This is a genomic window from Vibrio sp. 1557, from assembly GCF_033340175.1.
GTDB classification, from domain to species: Bacteria; Pseudomonadota; Gammaproteobacteria; order Enterobacterales; family Vibrionaceae; genus Vibrio; species Vibrio alginolyticus.
Genome location: NZ_JAWOVZ010000001.1, coordinates 598586 through 618827 on the forward strand (window position 1 = coordinate 598586; position 20242 = coordinate 618827).

Here is a 20242-nt window from a genome sequence, read left to right on the forward strand (position 1 = left end):
GCTCTGATAAGCCGCCCATTTTTTTCGGGAACGCTTGATTTTAAACAGGAGATATTTGAATCGAAATAGAAAGCAAGAACGAAGCAAAGGGGTTATCTTGTTACGACGTTACAATGATAGTTGGAAATTAAAATAGCGATAATTTGACGTTAAATCGCCTAAACGTGGATGTCTAGCAAGCTGCCAATGATTTCATTGTTTTTCTCTATGACAGACGCGCCAACTCGGTTATAACCAGCGGCTTGTGCGAGGTTGATGAGAGATTCAACTTTTTGAGAGGGAAGGCTAGGTGTTGAGGCTGTTATTGCGACATCCGCAACCGCAGCTAAATCGATGTTATGATCAGAAAGCTCTTCTTTTACCTTACTTACATTATTGCTAATGCCATGTGCAGCTTTCTCGGCCATTTGTTGTGACATCTGAACGATGTGGTATCCAGATTGAATTCCCGATACAGGCATATCACTACTCCCAACATTATGATAGTGAGAGCATAGGTGGAGTTTATAAAACGTTCAAGTGTTTTATATCAATGACTTGATTAGGCAAACAGTTTGGCAAGCATTTCTCTTTCTTCACCAGATAGAACCGGTTTTTGCGCTTTATTTAGTTTCACGCTGATCTCACCTTGTAATGACTTTAACTGACTTGCCGTTAAATCACTGAGCTTTTGCTTAAGTTCATTAAATTGTTGTGCGTTCATCTCAATACCTTCGTCGTGATTCGGTTTATCCGTCGTTGCCCGAAATTCTTCATCCTTTGGATACAACATATTTATTCAACCAAAATAGATTAGAATTTGATCGATTGCTTTTTGTCCGAATATTGTCAAGGTGTGTTAAGTGATACGTCAGATTTTTCCTAAGAAGGTACATAATTACCCACTTTGGGGTAGATGGAAACGTAAAAAGAAAAAGGGAAGCGATATAGCGCTTCCCTCTTACATATGGTTTGAATGTTACTAACTTACCCTGACGGCAAACTTACTAGCAAGTGAATGAAGCTCTGGGAGCATGCGATAGATAAGATGAAGTTGCTGCAATACCATGCGGGCAGAGCTGTCGTCTTCATCGCGCCATTCGTTTAAGCGTTGCTCGAGTCCAGCATCATCAATATTAGATAGGTCACACTCCTCACAATGCTGGTGAAGCTGTTTATGAAGTACATCCAGATGCTGATGAATACAACGGTGAGCATCTAAAACGAGTTTATGAATTGACTCATCTTCGATGCGAGTTCTGTGCGCGCCTAATGCAGAAATATAGTTCAACATTGCGTGATTTAACGTTAGGAAGCGAAAACTTTCATCAACAGCTGCGCGATATTTGCCAGGCTCCGCCAGCATCGTACTAATCGCAGAAGAGAGTGAGGCATCATTATTATGGGCCTGGCGGCGAGCGATACGGTAGCTCAAATTGTCTTTCTTGCCGATTCTATACTGACCAATGATCTGATCGAGATACTGCTTGTTCGCCTCTATCGCATCCGACATAACTTTGTGAAGCCTTCTCGACTGCCAGTCGGGCAAAATAACTAATACTGCTCCTACTGCAAGCACACACCCGATGAGGGTATCTGCTAGTCGAGGAAGGACAACTGCGTAACCTTCACCTAGTTGATTAAATAAGAAGAGGACGAGCAGTGTAATAAAACCAGTCGCGTACCCATAGTTGTTCATCCGGAAGGCGAAAAACATCACACCAGAGATAACGATAAATACTAACTGGCTTTCTTGAGAAGGGAAAAAAGTCAGCAATGGTACACCAATCAACAAACCAGCTAATGTACCTATTACTCTTGCCGTCAATTTTTGGCGAGTGGCACTGTAGTTCGGTTGGCATACGAATAAAGTGGTTAAGAGTATCCAGTAACCTCGGTCGATGTTGAATATTTGAATGATTCCATAGCCAATCGTTAAGGCAATTGACATACGTAATGCATGCCGAAACAGCATCGAATCTTTGTGTAAATTTGCTGATATACGCTGCCACATCGCTTTTAGCGTGTGTGGGTTGGTATCGGCGAGGGTATCTTCTTCGAGGCCTTCAACATCTGGGTTGTTAATGTTATTAAGCTGTTTTTCTACCGTCGCTAAGTTGTTGAATAAATATGTTAACTGCATCAGAAGACGTTTCCAGTGCCCTTGCTTTTGTTCTTCTAGATAAGCAAGAGAGTTTTGTACTTCAGCTAATGCCAGAATAGATTGATCGGTATGGGAGTATTCATTTCCTAGCTGAATGGCTAGTGCAATATCACGACACGCTTGGGCTTGAGACTCCAAAAGATATTTAAAACGAAACAGCACATCAGAACGTTCAAATTCGGTCGCTAAATCCTGATAGCGATAATGGCTAGAACTGACTCGTTCGTGAATGTCTTGAGCGATGAAATAAATATTTAAAAATCGGTCACTAGGCCCATCAATGTGACCCCGTTTCGATCGGTTAAGTAATGTGGTTTTACAAGCGTTTAGTGCCGTAACCGTGGCAGCATTGCATTTTGCAGCTTCAATCCTCAGCGGTTGTGGCGTCAAGTTGGTCACAGGGTGAAAAAGCTTGGCTTTCGCATCAAGATAATTCGCCATTTGGAAAAACACATTGGCTAGGCTTTGTTGCACCGGTTGAAGGGGCCAAAATATCTGCCAAATCATGGACATGAAGTAATACCAGGCGGCACCAGTCAAAAGCAGTAGTGGCTGAAACCAAATGTTGGTGCTTTCATGTGCGCCAAGCATAGTATAAATAGCGATCAGCAACGAACCAAAAGCAATACTCGCGTACTTAGGACCTATCGCCCCAAGAATGATAAAACCAAAGGTTGAGATAAATAACCCTAATGCAAATGCCCAAGGGGTATCGAACAAGATTTCAATTGAAAAAGCAGCAAGCGCAAAACAGAGAAAGGTGAGAATCAGAGCCTTGATGCGTCCAGTGAAACTGTCATCACTTTCAGCCAAAGCAGCAGCAATAACGCCTAATATTAATGGCGTTATCAGCGTGTTTTGCTCGAAGTACCAAGTCGGGATAACTACACCCAGTAAGGTGATTAGGATAAGAACGCTGTAATTTATGGTCTTGTTTGCCCAATAGAGCCGAAATTTAGAAGTTGCTTGCACAATGCGCCTTATGTTTCCGATGAAGAACAGGGGGAATACTACCAGACCCACTATAGCGCGTTTATGATTTACTTTAAGAAAAATTCGTGGTTGCTGATAAAATCAGCAGGGATGTCATTGACTTATATTAAAGCTGCCAGGTCATGTATTGAGGATTGTAAAGCCAGCTTCAAATAACCTCAGCTTTAGGTTATTAAATCGACAGTAATGTGAATTTTATTAAAGAATAGAAGAAGAAGCTTACTTAGGAGCTCGCCGTTGCTACAATTTAGCGCCTTAAAATGATATAAATCGACAACTTCTAAACTAAAAGGCGCACGTTTCATGCAGCTTACTGCCACTAGCAAAGCACAGTTTTTTATTCAAAATGAGTACCATCACGTCGAAATAAAAGAGAACAGTGTTTTATTAAGCTCGATAGGCAGTGAAGAACATATTCCTTTTACGATCTGGAATGGCAAAGTTAGCGTAAAGCGTGGGTTATTATGGAGCTCTTTACAGTTTTTTGCTCATGAACACGAAGGCAAACAACAAAGCTGGCTAGTCCAAGGTTTACCGTGGCCACAATGCCGAAAGTTCGCGCTTGAGGCCGTTCGTCAATATCAAGAGTGGCACAACACTCAGTGCCGAAAACTGGCTGAGTATCTACCTAAGTGGGAAGAAGAGCTTTACAAACTAAAGCACTTGCCTGCTTACTTATCGCATTCTCAAGTGGTCTCCTGGGTTGAAAGTCTTAACCAAGAGTTAAGCGAGATGAAAACCACCCTAGAAGAAGCCAAAATGCGAATGCCGAATCGTATGTCGCAAATAGAGCCTTGGCTCATTGATACCTCTGAGGCGCTTGGTGAGCGTAATCGCGATTGGCTAGAAGCAGAACGTCCAAATTGGGAAGTGCTGTTTAATCAAATTGAATCCTCTCCTTTGAATTTATCCCAGCAATATGCGGTATTACTCAACGACGACCACAACTTAGTTCTTGCTGGTGCCGGCTCGGGCAAAACCAGCGTTTTAACCGCACGAGTTGCCTATTTGTTGCAAAGCCATCAGGCTCAAGCAGAAGAGCTTCTCATGTTAGCGTTCGGTCGTGATGCGGCGACTGAAATGAAAGAACGCTTAGTAGATAAAGTGGGCATGGCGGCAGACGGTGTGCGCGTCAACACATTCCATCAGTTGGGCTTGTATATTCTTAAACAAGTCGAACAGCAACCTGTCGAAATTAGCCCTTTAGCGTTGGACGAAAATCAACGAACGGCATGGTGTGTAGACTGGTTGAAAAAACATTGGATGACACCCACCAACTTTAAACGTTGGCAAAAACATTTAGACAAATGGCCGATTGCGTACCTAAAAGGGGATGATGAGTTAGGAAGCCATTCAGAAAATCCAAAACTGATCGCTTGGCTAGATTCGCAGCTGTCTCATTTAGCGGCGGTAGGGTTGACCAAAAAGCAAGTACAAGAAAAGCTCGTAAACCACCAAGACTATACGCGTTTAAATAGTGAACTCGCCTTATGCTGGCCATGTTTTACAGCGTGGCAGAAAATGCTTAAAGAAAGCAACCAAGTGGATTTCCCAACCATGATCAGTCGTGCGACAGATTATGTGAATAAAGGGAAGTTTGTCTCGCCATGGCGCTTTATTATGGTCGATGAGTATCAAGATATCTCTCCAGATCGTCTGGCATTGATTGAAGCACTGTGTGAATCCACTCAGAAACAAGCAGGTGCCACGTTATTTGCTGTTGGCGACGATTGGCAAGCGATCTATCAGTTTGCAGGAGCGGATGTCGATCTTATCACTGGCTTTAAAGAACGCTTTGCTCACTCTACCGTTCATCACTTAGATACAACTTATCGTTTCAACAATCAGATTGGTGATGTAGCGAATACATTCGTGCAGCAAAACCCATCGCAGTTGCCGAAAACACTAAACAGCCACAAACAACGCAAGCAGAAGAGCGTACATACCGCGCCGAGCAATCAAGTGGAAAAGATCTTGGATCACTTGAATCAACAAGCCAAGCAAACCAAGTCAGTTTTATTGCTAGGACGTAACCATTATCATAAGCCCGATTTGTTCGACGATTGGTTGCGACGTTTCCCTAATCTCGATATTCGCTTTATGACTTGCCATGCGAGTAAAGGACGCGAAGCTGACTTTGTGATTATTCTTTCTGTGGATGAGGGGCAATTCCCCGCTAAGAAGAAGCAAATTCACATTGATGGTGCGTTGACGGAGTCCAAAGACAAATTCCCTTACGCAGAAGAGCGCAGGCTATTTTACGTGGCGATTACACGTGCGAAAGAGAAGGTTTGGATCACGCATACTGGTGCGGGATCTGCATTCGTTCAAGAGCTCGTTAATGGTGACTATCCCATAGTGACTTCCCGTTAAATGCAACGTTTAGAATGTTAAAAACAGCAAGGGCGATACTTGGTATCGCCCTTGCTTTATTTGGTTGGCATCAAAGCTTACATGCGCTCAGCAAGATAGGCTTCGTAATCCGGTACTTCGATGTCTACTTCTTGCTCAAGAAGAGGGGAGTTAAACAGGAACTTAGCGGTGGCTCGGTTCGTTGCTACAGGAATATTCCAAACACTAGCAATACGAAGAAGCGCTTTAACATCTGGGTCGTGAGGTACGGCATTCAGTGGATCCCAAAAGAAAACGAGAACGTCGATTTTGCCTTCTGAAATGAGAGCGCCTAGTTGTTGATCACCGCCCATCGGACCACTGATCATGCTCTTGATCGCAAGTCCAGTTTCTTTACTCAGCATGTGTCCTGTCGTGCCAGTTGCGTAAAGGAAGTGACTCTGTAGCTTTTCTTTGTTTTCTTTTACCCAGCGAAGTAGCTCAGGTTTGCAGTTGTCGTGAGCAACCAAAGCCACATGTTTATGGGTTGGCATGGTACGAATGGTTTTTTGCATCAAGATGTTTCCGTTTGTATGATTTTAAAATTGTTGTGGCTCAATAGAACACGTTTTTGGTCTTTCAATCAACAGCCTTAACACGGAATGTCGGCCTATATTCTGACGGAGATAACGATTCTTCGATCGTGTCGTCATGAAGCGTCTTCGGAGTCAGTGGTTTGATGGTTGGTGAGGCATGTTTGTCATAAGCTTCACCTCTTAAGTAATACGTTGCTTGCATCACGGAAAGCCGACCTTGCTGCACCATTTTATCTGTTGGTGCGAAGAGCACTTTGTTACGTAACAGGCCTCGATATACACCATGACTTAAGTACACAGAAACTAAACCGATCTCCTCAGCTTTGCCGGCACTGCGCAGCTCACTGATGGCCGCTTCAATCGCCACTGCACTGCCAACAATGTAATCTATATTTCCCATATCGATCACACGTTGAACTAGGTTACGTTGTAACTCCTTGTCGTTGTCTGCCCAAAATGAGTCAACAATGTTGATATCACTTCCTTGTATCGCTTCATAAAATCCGGCAGTAACGGGTTTCGTACCACCACGAGTTCGCGGCCCCAAAAGTAAGGCAATGTTGGTTTTTCCTGACCCCTTTGGATGGCGAGCTGCCAAATATTGACCCGCTTCGTATCCCATCCAATGCCAGTCAACACCGACAGTCCCTTTTAGCAACTCACTTTGTTCTTCATCCAAGTCGAGTTGGTTCACAGTAGCAAAAACGGGAGTATTCCCCACCCAATTTTTAAGTGAATGCTCGTAAGCCTGTGGGTCCACGGTCCCAAGGATAACCGCATCTGCTCCCCATTGGTTACACAGTGCGAGTTGTTGTTCTTGACGGGTTTTGTTTGGGTAGCCGCCCGCTTCAAGGACTCGTAGCTCGACACCTTCTCTTTTCGCTTCGGACACCATTCCATAGTTTACTGACAACCAGTATGAATCCTTTAGGTGAGGGTATATTGCACATATTTTCTCTGCGGCAACCGCTGGCAAAGAAGCAACTAGGGTTAAAATGGCTGCAGAATGTTTGAAAAATGTGCGAAATGCGTGTTGATTTTTAACCATGAAATGAAGTTCGTTGGCATAGATTAAGTAAACACTGCAAAATATAACGTAATATGTCGCTGAACACGAACATTAAGGTCATGAAAATATGCTGCTAGCAACTGCAAGCATCGGTCGTAAACTTTTGTTGTCTTTCATTGCGATGGCAATACTGGTCATGTTATCGGCACTTATTGGTGTGTCTGGATTTTCTTTGGTTGCCAAAACCGAAAGAAATGTTGTGGATTCTGCGATTCCCGCCATGATTGAGGCGAGACAAGTCTCTGAGTTGAGTACTCGTATTATTTCGTCTGTACAAATGTTGTCGAACGCAAGAAACGAGCAGGAAAGAAAGGAGTCAGGGCGAGTGCTGTTCGAACAGCTCGAGTCTTTACTCACTCACATCAAGGAGCTCGGGAGTGAGTCGTTCGATTCTCAATTGTTAGAAGCTTTAGAGAATAACGTCCAGAACGTTATCGACAATTTGGCAGAACTCGGTGTTTCGGTTGAAAAAAAGCTGTGGCTTGCAAAAGAGATAGATACTCGTGTTGAAGAAATGCGTCTGCTCAGTGAAGAGCTAGAACAACTAACTCGTACGCAAGTTCAGAATACAAGCACCATTGCTGTTGCTAACGTCACGCATATTTATGACTTATTAGAATCGAATAAAAAATCGCAAGTTTATCAGGCGCTAGATGCACTGGTGGAGGTCGATCTTGATCTGACTGAGCGATTGCATGAACTGCACTTGTTGGCCTTTAAAATGTTGAATCAGATTGAAGAGGCTCGGACATTAACGAATATTGAGCGAATTCAACAGGTTCAAAGTGATTTCGATAGCAACCTCAAAATCATGCAACGCCGTGTACTCGCTGTGGAAGATCCTACGCGCTCTAAGCAAATGAGCCAACTGCTCATAGAGCTTGGTAAGCGTCAGGTCGTATTTTCTATACTGATGCAGCAATACGAGAATAACGAACAGTCACAACAACTGATGCAAAAGACATTAGAGTTGTTCTCAGAGCTTAATGGCACGGTCAACAAATTGGTTGATGATTCAAACAAAACCACTACCGTCGCTGTAGACCAATTGACCAGCACACTGAAATTCGCTCAGTGGTCTTTAACCGTTATTTCAATTGTTGGTTTGATTGTATTGGTGCTGATTTTATGGCGTGTGGTGTACCTTTCTGTTGTGAAGCGGTTAGCTGAATATTCCGCTGCGTTGCTGTCTGTGGCGCAGGGTAACTTAGCGGTTGAGTTGGAAGTGAAAGGCAAAGATGAGTTGGCGCATATGGGGCAGGCCATCATCACGGCTCGTAATACCGCGCAAGCACTAAAAGTGGTAGCAGAGGGTGAAGCTCAAGCCAAGCGAGAGCTTGAGGAGCATAAAGAGCATTTAGAAGAGCTCGTTGAGCAGCGCACTTCGCAGTTAAAACAAGCAAACCGCCGTTTGAATGAAGAGGTTTTGAATCACGCTAAAGCTCGCAAGCAAGCAGAGCAAGCGAGCCGAGCAAAATCGGCATTCTTGGCGACGATGAGCCATGAGATAAGAACGCCAATGAACGGAGTGTTGGGGACAGCACGCTTGTTGATTGACTCAGGCCTCAACCCAATTCAAAAGCGTTATGCGGAAATCATTAATCGTAGTGGTAAAACGTTGCTCGCGATCCTTAATGATGTACTGGATTACTCCAAGATTGAAGCGGGGCATTTAGAAATTCGTCACATGGGCTTTGATTTACACCAAATGGTGGAGGACACTTTCCAGTTAATGAACAGTCGAGCACAAGAGAAGAAGCTGCTGTTCTCCTACCATATTGAAAGTGATGTTAGTCGCTACTGGAAAGGGGATGTCACCAGAATCAGTCAGGTGCTGAACAATCTCGTTGGTAACGCGATTAAGTTCACTGACGAAGGAGAAATTGATATCTACGTTAGCCTGAACCCTGAGGACGAGTCGCAAGTCCTGTTTGAAGTATCAGACACTGGAATAGGAATTGCCAAAAAATACCAGAGAACGTTGTTTGATGCCTTCACGCAAGCTGAAGGTGGGATGAGCCAAACTGGAGGCACGGGGCTTGGACTTGCCATCAGTAAGCGAATCATTGAAGCGATGGGCGGTGTTTTAGAAGTCGATTCCGAAGAGGGAAATGGTAGCCGATTCTGGTTCTCTATTCCGTTAGAGGAAAGCGAACCTATTGAAACAGGAACCGTGGCAACCGCACGTTGCAAAGTGAAAGCAAAGGTCTTGCTAGTAGAAGATAATGAAGTCAACCGAGTGGTCGCGGAAGGCTTTCTAGAAAGCATGGGGCACCAAGTCGTGATGGCAGAAAACGGCTCACAAGCAGAGCAACTGATCAGCACACAAGATTTTGATATCGCTTTGGTCGACATCAACCTCCCTGATTGTGATGGAACTGAGTTGATCCAACGCTTAAAGCGGATTGAGTGTGATAAGCCGGCCAATAAAGCGCTTGCCGTCACGCCAATGATTGCAGTGTCTGCGCACGTTTTTGCGGAAGAAGTTGAGCGCTATCTAGCCGCTGGTTTTGACGGATACTTGCCTAAGCCATTGGCAAAAGAGGCACTCGCGGCATTGATTCAGGATGCGCTAGACGGAAAGCCGTTGTTGTTGCCACAAAATGCCGACTGTACCCCGTTTGATCAAATTTCGCCTCAAGAACAAGAGCTACAATCAAAGGTCGTTCAAGCACCTAAAACAAAGGAACCCGATGTGGTTATCATTAATCCGAGCGTGATTGAGTCCGATATGAAAATCTTGGGCAGAGATAAGATGTTGCACATTATTAATCTGTTTAGAGCCACCAGCACCGATGTATTAAGCAAGCTGCAAGCGTCTGCTGAGGACAATGATAGTAAAGAAGTAAAGAACCTTGCCCATAAATTAAAGGGCAGTGCAGGAAGTTTAGGACTAACTGCGCTAATGAACGCTTGCCAAGCAATTGAAGCCGCGCCTCAACCTCTAGATACCTATAATGCGACTAAAGATGATTTAGTTTCTCAAGTGTCTGCATCAATTCAAGCTCTGGATGAGTTAATGGCGAAGTAATCCATCGAGCATTGAAAATAAAAAAACCTCCGGCTTTCCGGAGGTTTTTTCTATTCGGTCATGTCATCTTCCCACTCGAATCGAGTGTCTAGGGCATAAGGGTCATCATCAAAAGGATGTTCCACTTTGCCACGCAAGTATTCGAGTTGATGCTCAAGCATATTGACCGTTTCGTAGTCTCCCTCAGAACAAGCAACGTAAATCTGTTGTTCAAGAGCGGCAATGTTATCTCGGATACCCATGAGAACCCCCTTTAAATCATCATCGATTCTCAAAACGATTATAGTCAAGTAATCCAAATTCGATCGGTTGTTTTGTACGGTACCAATTATGTAAACGATCGCTAAATGACCAGAATTTTTCTGAGCTTCTACGAATCGCAAAATTATCCAATAACTTAACGTAATCGGACTCGTTTTGGATGGCACTAAATTGATCGACAAAATCTTTTACTTGGTTTTCGTTGATCGAGAAAAATGCCGCAGGGTAGCTTCCCACAACGCCGCGTACAATGGTCATATCATCGTTAGCAAAGTCACGGTTACTTTCTTCATCAAACAAGCTAGAGATGTTTGTGTGTGCATTGTTGTGAAGTAAGGTGAACAGTTCATCTTCCCCTGATTGACTTCTCACCATAAGCATAGTGATTTGCGGAACGGTTTTTAGGCCTTCACCACGAACGTGGTCAATACGTTTTAGTTGCTTTTCACTACTCGCAGAAAGAGCCGTGTCTTGAATTTCGTAGCGAGGCAGAAGCACATCTGAAACATGTTCGCTCAACAACTCCACCAACTCCGTTTTTGGATCGTCACTCTTATACTGAACGCTGGTTGGTTGGTTAAACGGCTTCACATTTCGTTGTAAAAAGTCACTCAACTGCGGGCTTTGATCTTTATACCAGCTAGATTGCAGTTCATGGCGCATATCGGCGGGTAACAACGAGATAAAGTTACTTTCGCCTTCTAGACGCAAGAAGTCCATAAACATTCGTGTCATGAGCTGATGGCCGAAGTTACCGTAAACGTCAAACCCAGCAACAAGCAAATAGTGGATACGCTCTAGTAACGCGTAGTCAAGAATCCACACTGTTTTAGGCTGCTCACCAACTAACCCTTGAACAACAGAAGCACTATCAAAATGGCGGAATATCGTTAATGCCGCATTATGGTTGGTGCCATTACCGTCCCAAATTACATCGGTGGATAGGTTTTCACCTTCTTTAAACCAGTTATTAGTGAACTCAGATTTAGCCTCTAGGTAGCGAGCTTGCTGGCGCGCGTACTTGACCCAGTTGGTAACAGGTAGCGTGTTACTTTCTTGTTCTGCCGGTAGTTTTAGGTTATCAGCCTGAGATCGGTAAAACTCATTTACTTCTGGGATGTCTGCTTTATCTGGATCAAGGAAAAACACCCAAAAGCGATCATTGATAACATTCAATGCCAGTTGGCCACGACAAACTGGGCCTTTGATGTATGCCATTATTGTATTTTGTGCATTATCTAGCATGAACTTAAAGCGCGATTTCACTGGAAGGTCGATGAATGATGTCATCGGGTTTGCAGCAACTTCTGGTGCATAACTCGGTAGCTGGCTAACCGTGTAATCAGCATCAATAAACCAAGTTTTCCAGTTCTCTATGCGTTGCTTGTTTACCGCGAATGGCATGTGAGTTTTATCTACTATGGTCCCTTGCTCTGGAATAATTCGATAAAACACACGTTCAACCCCTGGATCATCGTACGGGCGACGCGTTGAAATACGTTTGACGGGCTGTCCTGGTGGTGTAGCAGAGCGGACGAGCGTGAAGAATCGGGGATCTTCATCGAGTTCTGAAAAGTAGAGATGAGATAAAAACAAATGCTCATATATATACCTAGCCATCAGCTGATTTTTCAAATCAGAGTGGTTAAGTAATGTTTCGTACTTATCTATTTGCGCTTGCTCATTCTCACTAACAGGTTGGTGAACGTTCATTATTGCGCCGTTTTCCAACCAAGTCATGAGTGTGTGGTATTCACTGTTTGATAGATTTGGCATACCAAAAGGCATTCCCCAGGTCGGGTTATCCTTTTCGTATTGCTCGTATTCTTCAATCGTCGGACAGGTTTGCTCTCGGTCTATCGAAAAGTCAAAGCCTTCTAACTGGACTTGGTCAGGCAATGGGTGGCGCTCTTTTTGTTGTAGCAAACGTGCGATAAGGCCTGCATCAATGTTGGCTGCCATGCTTTGATCACGTTCGTTGAGAACCGGATGAAAACCCGCATCGCGCCACTCTTGGGTTGTTTCTGCATCTTCGAATAAGCGTGTTGGTGCTGCGGCTGTGAGTCTTGTTCCTTCATATACCAGTGCTTTACTCGCACCACGGTCAATGCCCTCAACAGAAGAGAGCTTAAGTTGACATGGTGCATCGTAGCACGCGTGGCAGACGACACAGCGGTTATCCATAATGGGTTTAACTTCGCTTTGGAAGAAGTTTGCTTGAGGGGTTTCCACGTCAACTGTGCGTTCACGCACGAGCTGTGGACCAAACAGTTGGTCATAGTTAAGACCAGCATAGGTTGCACAGCCGGCAAACAAAGTAGCAATGCAAAGTGTAAAAATTAAGCGCAAATTCATTGAGTTATTTTACGTGATTCGAATTTGCATTAATTAAAGCAAAATAAGCGGTCAATTACCAAAAGTTGGGCCAATTAGCGTTAATTTTTCTGTTGATTGTCTGAGCGCTTGAAAATGTAACCCTGGCGGTGGACTGTCTGAATTCTGTCTGTTGGAACGCCTTCGTGAACTAGACGCTTTCTCATTCTGCTCATGTGCATATCGAGTGCTCGATCATGTTCAGTAAATTCACGTTTTAGTACTGTTTCGTAAAGAAAATGCTTACTAAGTACTTGATCTTGATGGTGAGTGAGAGTTTGCAGCAGCTTAAATTGAATGCTTGTTAACTGAACAGATTTCTTGTTTGGCAAGTAATTGAGTACCACAGAGTGAGTGCGCTTATCTAGTAATAGCTCCTCATCATTATGGTGAACGCCGTTGTGTTGGCATTGGTAAGTTTTTCCATTTGAAACCTTGGAGTCAAGCACGCGGGCACCTTAATTATTAATGGTAGTAAAACGTATTATCATTAATATTTATATAAAAGCAATCAGGTACTTTATGGGCACTGTGATATGCGTAGACAATCTTAATATTTGAGATTAACAGTAGTGATGAATGGTGCGATGGCGCTCTGAACTAAAGTGCTATTGGAGTGCGTATTAGCTACAAATAACGGTGTAATGTTAGGCGAAGATAGAAAGAATTCTCATTTAGTAAATTCGCTTATCCGCTATTTGTGAACTATACATTCTGTTGCAGGAAGCACTTTTCTAATACACACAGAGGTTTATATGACAGCGAAATATGGCGTTAAACGCCGATTAGCGATTCTTGCCGCCGCTTTAATCGGTGCGACAAGTAGCAGTATCGCAGCAGAGAAACCAAATATTCTCGTCATTTGGGGTGATGATATTGGCCAGTCCAATCTCAGTGCTTACACGTTTGGCTTGATGGGGTACAAAACACCAAATATAGACAGTATCGCCAAAGAAGGCATGATGTTCACTGACTATTACGGTGAGCAATCTTGTACAGCGGGCCGTTCTACTTTCATTACGGGCCAAACCGTTCTTAGAACAGGTTTGAGTAAAGTGGGGCTTCCAGGTGCTGATCTTGGCTTGAAGGAAGAGGACGCAACCATTGCCGAAATGCTGAAGCCGATGGGCTATATGACAGGGCAATTTGGTAAAAACCACTTAGGTGATAAAGATGAGCACCTTCCTACTAATCACGGCTTCGATGAATTTTTTGGCAACCTTTATCACTTGAACGCCGAGGAGGAGCCAGAAAACGTCGATTATCCTAAAGATCCTGAGTTTCGTAAAAAGTTCGGTCCGCGCGGCGTTATCCGTTCGTACGCTGATGGCAAAATTGAAGATACAGGACCTCTAACTCGCAAGCGCATGGAAACCGTGGATGAAGAGACGTTAGATGCGGCACTCGACTTTATGGATCGTGCAGTCAAGGCTGAAAAACCTTTCTTTGTCTGGTGGAACGCAACTCGTATGCACTTCCGTACTCATGTGAAAGAAGAGAACTCTGGAAAAACAGGTATCAGCGAGTATGCAGATGGTATGGTCGAGCATGATAACCATGTAGGTCAGCTACTGAAAAAAGTGGATGATTTGGGTATTAAAGACAATACAATCGTCTTTTACTCCACCGATAATGGCCCACACATGAACTCGTGGCCAGATGCAGGTACAACGCCATTCCGTGGAGAGAAAAATACCAACTGGGAAGGTGCGTACCGAGTTCCTGCGATGGTACGTTGGCCAGGTAAAATTAAAGCTGGCTCTGTTTCGAATGATATCATGCATCACATGGACTGGATGCCAACGTTTGTTGCTGCCGCGGGTGATGACAATATCAAAGAGAAATTGCTCAAAGGTTATAGTACGAATGGTAAGAAATTCAAAGTTCACCTAGACGGCTATAACTTCCTACCATATTTGACTGGTAAAGAGGATAAGGCCCCACGAGAAGAAATTTTTTACTTCTCAGATGATGGAGACTTAACTGCACTTCGCTATAACAAATGGAAGCTGGTCTTTATGGAGCAACGAGCAAAAGGCACGTTGCGTATTTGGGCTGAACCATTCACCACACTTCGTGTTCCTAAGATCTTCAACTTGCGTATGGATCCTTACGAAGTGGCTGATATCACTTCTAACACTTACTACGATTGGATGCTAGACCGTGCTTACATGCTTGTTCCTGCGCAAGCTTACGTAGGCAGATTCCTTGAAACGTTTAAAGAGTTCCCACCAAGGCAAAAAGCAGCAAGCTTCTCGCTCGATCAAGTGATGGAGAAACTAAAAGAGAACCCAAATAAGTAGGAAAAGCTAAGTGAAGTATCACATATAGAAAGAGGCTCATTAACGTGAGCCTCTTTTTTATCTGTAAAATTCTATCTATTCAGGTTTGTAGAAAGCTTGATGACGAAAACGCCTAACGCTTCAATTGACAAGAGTTATAAACAAATTGGTTCGTAGTGGGCTGCCGTTAAGTTGGCTTTGATTTTTTCACGTAGAGCGATGTGGGCTGGGTTGTTTACCTCTCGCTTATGGTAAACGAACTTGTAAGGGATAGAGCGTATCGAAATGGGGCAGGGCAAAATTTGAAGTTTGAGCGCTTTGCTCCACTTGTTTGCAAAAGATTGAGAAACGATCCCTAAACTGTCTCTTTGGGCGACATACAGCGCCATGCCTGCTAGCGAAGATGTGATCAAGTCGACTTTTCTTTCTTGAATTGTTTCCTTTGCTAGTTGCTCGAACCCCGACATGTTGTTCCATTTTCCTGAAAATAAACAGTGAGTTTCCTCATAAAATTGCTCTTTTGTGAGCGTGCCGTGTACACGGGGATGGTTCTCACGACAGATAACCACGGCTTCTTCCTCATAGGCATCTTCAATAATAAACGCTGCATCTTTCGTGATCACCGTATCGATTACTAGATCGACTTTTTGTTGTCTTAACAGCTCAAATAATAGGAACTTTTCGGGTGGTGATTCATAAAAAATAGTGTTCTTTATTGGGTCCATAATGTGCAACAAAATTTCCGAACAACACACTTCAAAATGATTTTTATCAGATATCGCATTGTCAATAATATTAACCGCTTGCTGGAATTGCGGCAGTAATTGATAAGCGGTGGAGGTTAGTGCGATCCCTCGTCCTTTTTTAACGAATAATTGCTTATCTACGACTTGCTCTAAACGCTTTATTGCAGCGCTCACAGCAGGTTGTGTAAGCCCTAATTGTTCCGCGGCTTTTGTATAAGATTGAAACTCCGCAACAACAAGAAAAGTTTGGATCAAATTCAAGTCCATAACGTCACTCATAAATTTAATTTATAGGTTAACTAATTTTGACTGCATTTATCGCCTGAAATTAGTGCTTTATCTTATATCAACAATGGTATTGAAAAGCGAATACCATTTTTACGCACTAGCGAACTCTTGGAGATAATATGAAAAATGCGACCAAAACGAGCAGTAAAAAACTCGTACTTAACGCATGTACGTTAGCTTTGGGCGCTGCATCTGCAGTTGCACATGCAGCGGACAAACCCAACATTCTTGTCATCTTTGGTGATGATGTTGGTTACTGGAACCTTAGTACCTATAACCAAGGCATGATGGCGTACAACACGCCAAACATCGATAGCATTGCTAAAGAAGGTGCGAAGTTCACTAACTTCTACGCACAGCAAAGCTCGACAGCAGGCCGTTCTGCATTCATCACTGGTCAAATGCCAAAACGTACAGGTCTATCAAAAGTGGGCTTACCAGGCGCTCCGGAAGGTATCTCGGAAAAAGATCCGACGATTGCAACCGTGCTTAAACAAATGGGTTACGCAACCGGACAATTTGGTAAGAACCATTTAGGTGACCGAGACGAGCATCTTCCTACCAACCACGGTTTTGATGAATTCTTCGGCAACCTATACCACTTGAACGCAGAAGAAGAGCCAGAGAACGTGGATTACCCTAAAGATCCGGAGTTCAAGAAGAAATTTGGTCCTCGTGGCGTTATCCATTCTTACGCTGACGGTAAAATCGAAGATACCGGTCCACTTACGCGTAAGCGTATGGAAAATGTTGATGGTGAGTTTCTTGATGCCGCAGAAAGCTTCATAGAAAAACAAGTAAAAGCGGACAAGCCGTTCTTTACTTGGTTTAACACCACTCGCATGCACAACTTCACACATGTTCCTGAAGAATACCAAGGTAAAACAGGTGCCGGTTTCTACGCGGATGGTGTTAAGCAGCACGATGACCAAATCGGTCAGCTACTTAACAAGATCAAAGAGGTAGGTGTGGATGACAATACAATCATTGTTTACACCACTGACAACGGCCCTATGGTTGATTTGTGGCCGGATGCAGGGATGACACCGTTCCGCTCAGAGAAAAACACTGGCTGGGAAGGGAGTTTCCGTGTGCCAATGTTGATTAAATGGCCTGGAAAAATTGAGGCAGGTAAAACATTCAACGGCATGATGTCATTAGAGGACTTTTTCCCGACACTAGTTGCTGCGGCAGGTGATACCAAAGTTAAAGACGAACTACTAAAAGGCAAAAAAGTTGGTGATATGGACTACAAAGTTCACCTAGACGGTTACAACCAATTGCCATATTTAACGGGTAAGTCAGACAAATCCGCACGAAATGAGTTCGTTTACTGGAGCGACGACGGCGATCTTGTGGCATTGCGCCAAGGAAAGTACAAGTTCCACTTTATGATTCAAGAGAATGAAACGGGTATGGATGTATGGCGTAAGCCGTTCACTAAACTTCGTGTGCCACTGATCTTTGACTTGAGCATTGATCCATTTGAACGAGGCGATCAAGGCATGGGTTATTCTCGTTGGATGTACGAGCGTTCATTCTTAATGATGCCAGCAATGGATACAGTGAAAGAGGTGATGGGTACATTCAAAGAATTCCCGCCTCGTATGGAAGCAGGTTCGTTCGTACCTAAGTCTTCTAAGTAAATTAAGATTATATAGCGCTTTTTGGAGCGCTATATACCCAAATAGCTTCACTTTTGCTGTACAGCGCTCACGAGGTTATTTGGGTATATGTAATAGTGAGAAACGTATGAGTAAGATTTCCCCTCGCCATTCTACTACTATGCCTATTGTTCCTCTTAAAACGGCGTCTAAAGCGCCGGTTTTGGGCGCGTATGACCGTCGATTCCATGTGATGGCAAAGCCAGGCGGAGCAAAGTGCAACATCGATTGTCAGTACTGCTTTTATCTGCATAAAGAAAATCTACTGCACCAAGAAAAGCAGCCAAAAATGGACGACGCAACACTGGAAGCGTTCGTGAAAAGCTATATCGAAAGTCAGGATGGCGAAGAAATTGTATTCTCATGGCAGGGCGGGGAGCCGACGCTGTTTGGGTTGGACTATTTCCGCAATGTCGTAGCTTTGCAAAAGAAATATCAGCCGAAAGGCGTTCGCATTGAAAACGACCTTCAGACCAACGGCATTTTGCTAAACGATGAGTGGTGTGCGTTTTTAAAAGAGCACAACTTCCTAGTTGGCTTGTCGATTGATGGACCACGAGAGCTGCACGACAAATATCGCAAAACCCGCAGCGGTAAGCCAACGTTTGATCTCGTGATGAAAGCGGTAGATAAGCTCAAAGCGCATGGCGTGAAATTCAACGCGTTGGTCACGGTGAATCGTCACAATGCGAAATACCCGCTCGAAGTATATCGATTTTTAACCCAAGAATTGGGTGTGACTTATATTCAGTTTGCGCCGGTGGTAGAAGCCAACAACTTCCAAACAACCGCGCCGCAGTTTTGGAACGAACAGATGATCCCAACCAAAGGCAGTGATCTGGCTAAACCGGGGCATCCAATGTCGATTGTAACGGATTGGTCAGTCGATCCTGAAGACTGGGGACGCTTTTTAATGGCGACCTTTGAAGAGTGGGTGAATAACGATCTTGGCCGTGTGCTGGTTAATCTGTTTGAAACCGCGGTGGCGCAAGTAATGGGGAAACCGTCTCAGCTTTGCGTGACGGCGGAGTTTTGTGGCAAAGGGTTGGCGATTGAGCACAATGGCGACGTGTTCAGTTGCGACCACTATGTGTATCCAGAATACAAACTCGCCAACATTCATGAACACTCACTGAATGAAATGGCCTTCTCTACAAGACAATATACTTTTGGCATGGCAAAACGCGATTCATTGCCGACGTATTGTAAGCAATGCCCTTACTTGCCTTATTGTTGGGGTGAGTGCCCAAAAAACCGTTTGATCAAAACGCCGAATGGTGAGAGTGGTCTAAACTATTTGTGTTCGGGAATCAAAATGTTCTTTGATTATGCGTTACCGATGTTGGTTGGTCTTGCACAACTTCTCCAATCTCAAGAACCGCAAAGATAACATAGTGAATATAACCTTAAGTTATTTCATTTGTTCTTATACTTAAATATCGAAAAGACGGCTTAAACCATTGAAAAGGTATCCTATGAACCACGCACAACAAGCGATAAAAGAACTCATCGAACAAACAGAAAAAAGCGTCATTGGACAAAGCCACGTGGTTCGAGCTTTAGTCATCGGGTTATTAACAAATGGGCATATTCTGCTAGAAGGTTTACCGGGAACGGCAAAAACACGTTCCGTAAAATCTTTGGCGAACTTGTTAAACACCAGTTTTGGTCGAATCCAGTTTACGCCGGATCTTTTACCATCTGACGTGACGGGTACTGAGGTTTATCAAGAGCTGGATGGTAAGCCGCAACTCCACTTTCAACCTGGGCCCATTTTTAACAGCATTGTACTTGCTGATGAGGTCAACCGTGCACCTGCCAAAGTACAAGCGGCACTGCTTGAAGCCATGGCCGAAGGCACAATCACGGTAGGCGATAAAACTCACGTATTGCCGGACTTATTTATGGTGCTTGCAACGCAAAACCCAGTAGAGCAAGAGGGCACGTACCCACTGCCAGAAGCGCAAATGGACCGCTTTATCATGAAGGTTACCGTCGATTATCCAGAAGATGACGCCGAACGTGACATCATTCGTTTGGTGCGCAGTGAAGAATTGGGTGCGGAAACCAGCAGCGAAATTATTACGCCAAAACACATTGAGCCAGACGTGGTGCTAGAAGCGCGCCGTCAGTTACCAAACATCGTGGTATCGGACCTAGTGGAAAACTACATCGTTGCGTTAGTGATGGCGACTCGTAAGCCAGAGCGTTATGCCGATTCAAACTTAGCAAAATGGATTGAGATTGGCTCTAGTCCTCGTGCTTCCATCGCACTCGACAAATGCGCTCGTGCGTATGCGTGGATGCAAGGACGTGACCATGTGACTCCTGACGATGTGCGTGCCATGGTTCCGTCTGTATTGGGCCACCGTTTTTCTTTGACCTACGACGCACTAGCAGACGGAGTCGATCACCAACGAGTCGTACAAGAGCTGCTAGATTGTGTAGAAATTGGGTAAGTGGGA

15 protein-coding genes are annotated in these 20242 nt (G+C 44.1%); 6 read left to right on the forward strand and 9 right to left on the reverse strand.

The genetic code is table 11. From position 1 onward, the window contains the following. Window positions 1-158: 158 nt before the first annotated feature. The 3 genes from R7070_RS02585 to yccS all read right to left on the reverse strand — a co-directional run bounded on the left by R7070_RS02585 (window position 159) and on the right by yccS (window position 3115). Complete coding sequence (locus tag R7070_RS02585; protein WP_047101396.1) at window positions 159-461, reverse strand: hypothetical protein; 303 nt, start codon at window positions 459-461, stop codon at window positions 159-161. 80 nt (window positions 462-541) lie between these two features. Then, on the reverse strand, window positions 542-772 hold the full coding sequence (locus tag R7070_RS02590) for a hypothetical protein (RefSeq protein WP_005376575.1): 231 nt from the start codon (window positions 770-772) through the stop codon (window positions 542-544). A gap of 189 nt (window positions 773-961) precedes the next feature. Beyond that, window positions 962-3115 (reverse strand): YccS family putative transporter, encoded by a 2154-nt coding sequence (gene yccS / locus R7070_RS02595; RefSeq protein ID WP_005376573.1) that lies wholly within the window; start codon window positions 3113-3115, stop codon window positions 962-964. Window positions 3116-3439: 324 nt separating this feature from the next. Here yccS and helD point away from each other — a divergent pair, with 324 nt between their 5' ends. Further along, complete coding sequence (gene helD / locus R7070_RS02600) at window positions 3440-5509, forward strand: DNA helicase IV (RefSeq protein ID WP_005376572.1); 2070 nt, start codon at window positions 3440-3442, stop codon at window positions 5507-5509. A gap of 77 nt (window positions 5510-5586) precedes the next feature. Here helD and R7070_RS02605 read toward each other — a convergent pair whose 3' ends face one another. Both R7070_RS02605 and torT read right to left on the reverse strand, forming a co-directional pair. After that, complete coding sequence (locus R7070_RS02605) at window positions 5587-6042, reverse strand: methylglyoxal synthase (protein ID WP_005376571.1); 456 nt, start codon at window positions 6040-6042, stop codon at window positions 5587-5589. A gap of 64 nt (window positions 6043-6106) precedes the next feature. Continuing rightward, window positions 6107-7156, reverse strand: a complete 1050-nt coding sequence (gene torT / locus R7070_RS02610) for a TMAO reductase system periplasmic protein TorT (RefSeq protein ID WP_257789287.1) — start codon at window positions 7154-7156, stop codon at window positions 6107-6109. A gap of 43 nt (window positions 7157-7199) precedes the next feature. Here torT and torS point away from each other — a divergent pair, with 43 nt between their 5' ends. After that, entirely contained in the window at window positions 7200-10163 is a 2964-nt protein-coding gene (gene torS / locus R7070_RS02615; protein WP_005376567.1) for a TMAO reductase system sensor histidine kinase/response regulator TorS, read from the forward strand. Window positions 10164-10213: 50 nt separating this feature from the next. Here torS and R7070_RS02620 read toward each other — a convergent pair whose 3' ends face one another. From R7070_RS02620 to R7070_RS02630, 3 genes are all read right to left on the reverse strand, one after another. Continuing rightward, the gene (locus tag R7070_RS02620) at window positions 10214-10405 is read right to left on the reverse strand and encodes a hypothetical protein (RefSeq protein ID WP_005376565.1); all 192 of its coding nucleotides are present in this window, start codon (window positions 10403-10405) and stop codon (window positions 10214-10216) included. 19 nt (window positions 10406-10424) lie between these two features. Continuing rightward, window positions 10425-12779 (reverse strand): fatty acid cis/trans isomerase, encoded by a 2355-nt coding sequence (locus R7070_RS02625; RefSeq protein ID WP_054576046.1) that lies wholly within the window; start codon window positions 12777-12779, stop codon window positions 10425-10427. Window positions 12780-12859: 80 nt separating this feature from the next. After that, entirely contained in the window at window positions 12860-13246 is a 387-nt protein-coding gene (locus R7070_RS02630; protein WP_017635365.1) for a winged helix-turn-helix domain-containing protein, read from the reverse strand. A gap of 306 nt (window positions 13247-13552) precedes the next feature. Between R7070_RS02630 and R7070_RS02635 the strand changes: the two genes are divergently transcribed. Further along, window positions 13553-15100, forward strand: a complete 1548-nt coding sequence (locus R7070_RS02635; RefSeq protein ID WP_213967547.1) for an arylsulfatase — start codon at window positions 13553-13555, stop codon at window positions 15098-15100. 134 nt (window positions 15101-15234) lie between these two features. On the opposite strand, the gene R7070_RS02640 is transcribed toward R7070_RS02635, so the two are convergent. Beyond that, a complete protein-coding gene (locus tag R7070_RS02640) occupies window positions 15235-16092 on the reverse strand; it encodes a LysR family transcriptional regulator (RefSeq protein ID WP_025767859.1) in 858 nt (285 codons plus the stop codon). 140 nt (window positions 16093-16232) lie between these two features. Here R7070_RS02640 and R7070_RS02645 point away from each other — a divergent pair, with 140 nt between their 5' ends. From R7070_RS02645 to R7070_RS02655, 3 genes are all read left to right on the forward strand, one after another. Beyond that, window positions 16233-17759 (forward strand): arylsulfatase, encoded by a 1527-nt coding sequence (locus R7070_RS02645; protein WP_318141085.1) that lies wholly within the window; start codon window positions 16233-16235, stop codon window positions 17757-17759. A 106-nt stretch (window positions 17760-17865) separates the two neighbouring features. After that, the gene (locus R7070_RS02650; RefSeq protein ID WP_213967546.1) at window positions 17866-19167 is read left to right on the forward strand and encodes an anaerobic sulfatase maturase; all 1302 of its coding nucleotides are present in this window, start codon (window positions 17866-17868) and stop codon (window positions 19165-19167) included. A gap of 85 nt (window positions 19168-19252) precedes the next feature. After that, window positions 19253-20236, forward strand: coding sequence for an AAA family ATPase (locus R7070_RS02655; protein ID WP_005376549.1), 984 nt, complete (start codon window positions 19253-19255; stop codon window positions 20234-20236). Window positions 20237-20242: the final 6 nt, after the last annotated feature.

What these genes read in the sequence shown, in the direction of transcription:
- R7070_RS02585 (WP_047101396.1), bottom strand. Translation starts at nt 461, where the DNA reads ATGCCTGTATCGGGAATTCAATCTGGATACCACATCGTTCAGATGTCA.
- R7070_RS02590 (WP_005376575.1), bottom strand. Translation starts at nt 772, where the DNA reads ATGTTGTATCCAAAGGATGAAGAATTTCGGGCAACGACGGATAAACCG.
- helD (WP_005376572.1), top strand. Translation starts at nt 3,440, where the DNA reads ATGCAGCTTACTGCCACTAGCAAAGCACAGTTTTTTATTCAAAATGAG.
- R7070_RS02605 (WP_005376571.1), bottom strand. Translation starts at nt 6,042, where the DNA reads ATGCAAAAAACCATTCGTACCATGCCAACCCATAAACATGTGGCTTTG.
- torS (WP_005376567.1), top strand. Translation starts at nt 7,200, where the DNA reads ATGCTGCTAGCAACTGCAAGCATCGGTCGTAAACTTTTGTTGTCTTTC.
- R7070_RS02620 (WP_005376565.1), bottom strand. Translation starts at nt 10,405, where the DNA reads ATGGGTATCCGAGATAACATTGCCGCTCTTGAACAACAGATTTACGTT.
- R7070_RS02625 (WP_054576046.1), bottom strand. Translation starts at nt 12,779, where the DNA reads ATGAATTTGCGCTTAATTTTTACACTTTGCATTGCTACTTTGTTTGCC.
- R7070_RS02635 (WP_213967547.1), top strand. Translation starts at nt 13,553, where the DNA reads ATGACAGCGAAATATGGCGTTAAACGCCGATTAGCGATTCTTGCCGCC.
- R7070_RS02640 (WP_025767859.1), bottom strand. Translation starts at nt 16,092, where the DNA reads ATGGACTTGAATTTGATCCAAACTTTTCTTGTTGTTGCGGAGTTTCAA.
- R7070_RS02645 (WP_318141085.1), top strand. Translation starts at nt 16,233, where the DNA reads ATGAAAAATGCGACCAAAACGAGCAGTAAAAAACTCGTACTTAACGCA.
- R7070_RS02650 (WP_213967546.1), top strand. Translation starts at nt 17,866, where the DNA reads ATGAGTAAGATTTCCCCTCGCCATTCTACTACTATGCCTATTGTTCCT.
- R7070_RS02655 (WP_005376549.1), top strand. Translation starts at nt 19,253, where the DNA reads ATGAACCACGCACAACAAGCGATAAAAGAACTCATCGAACAAACAGAA.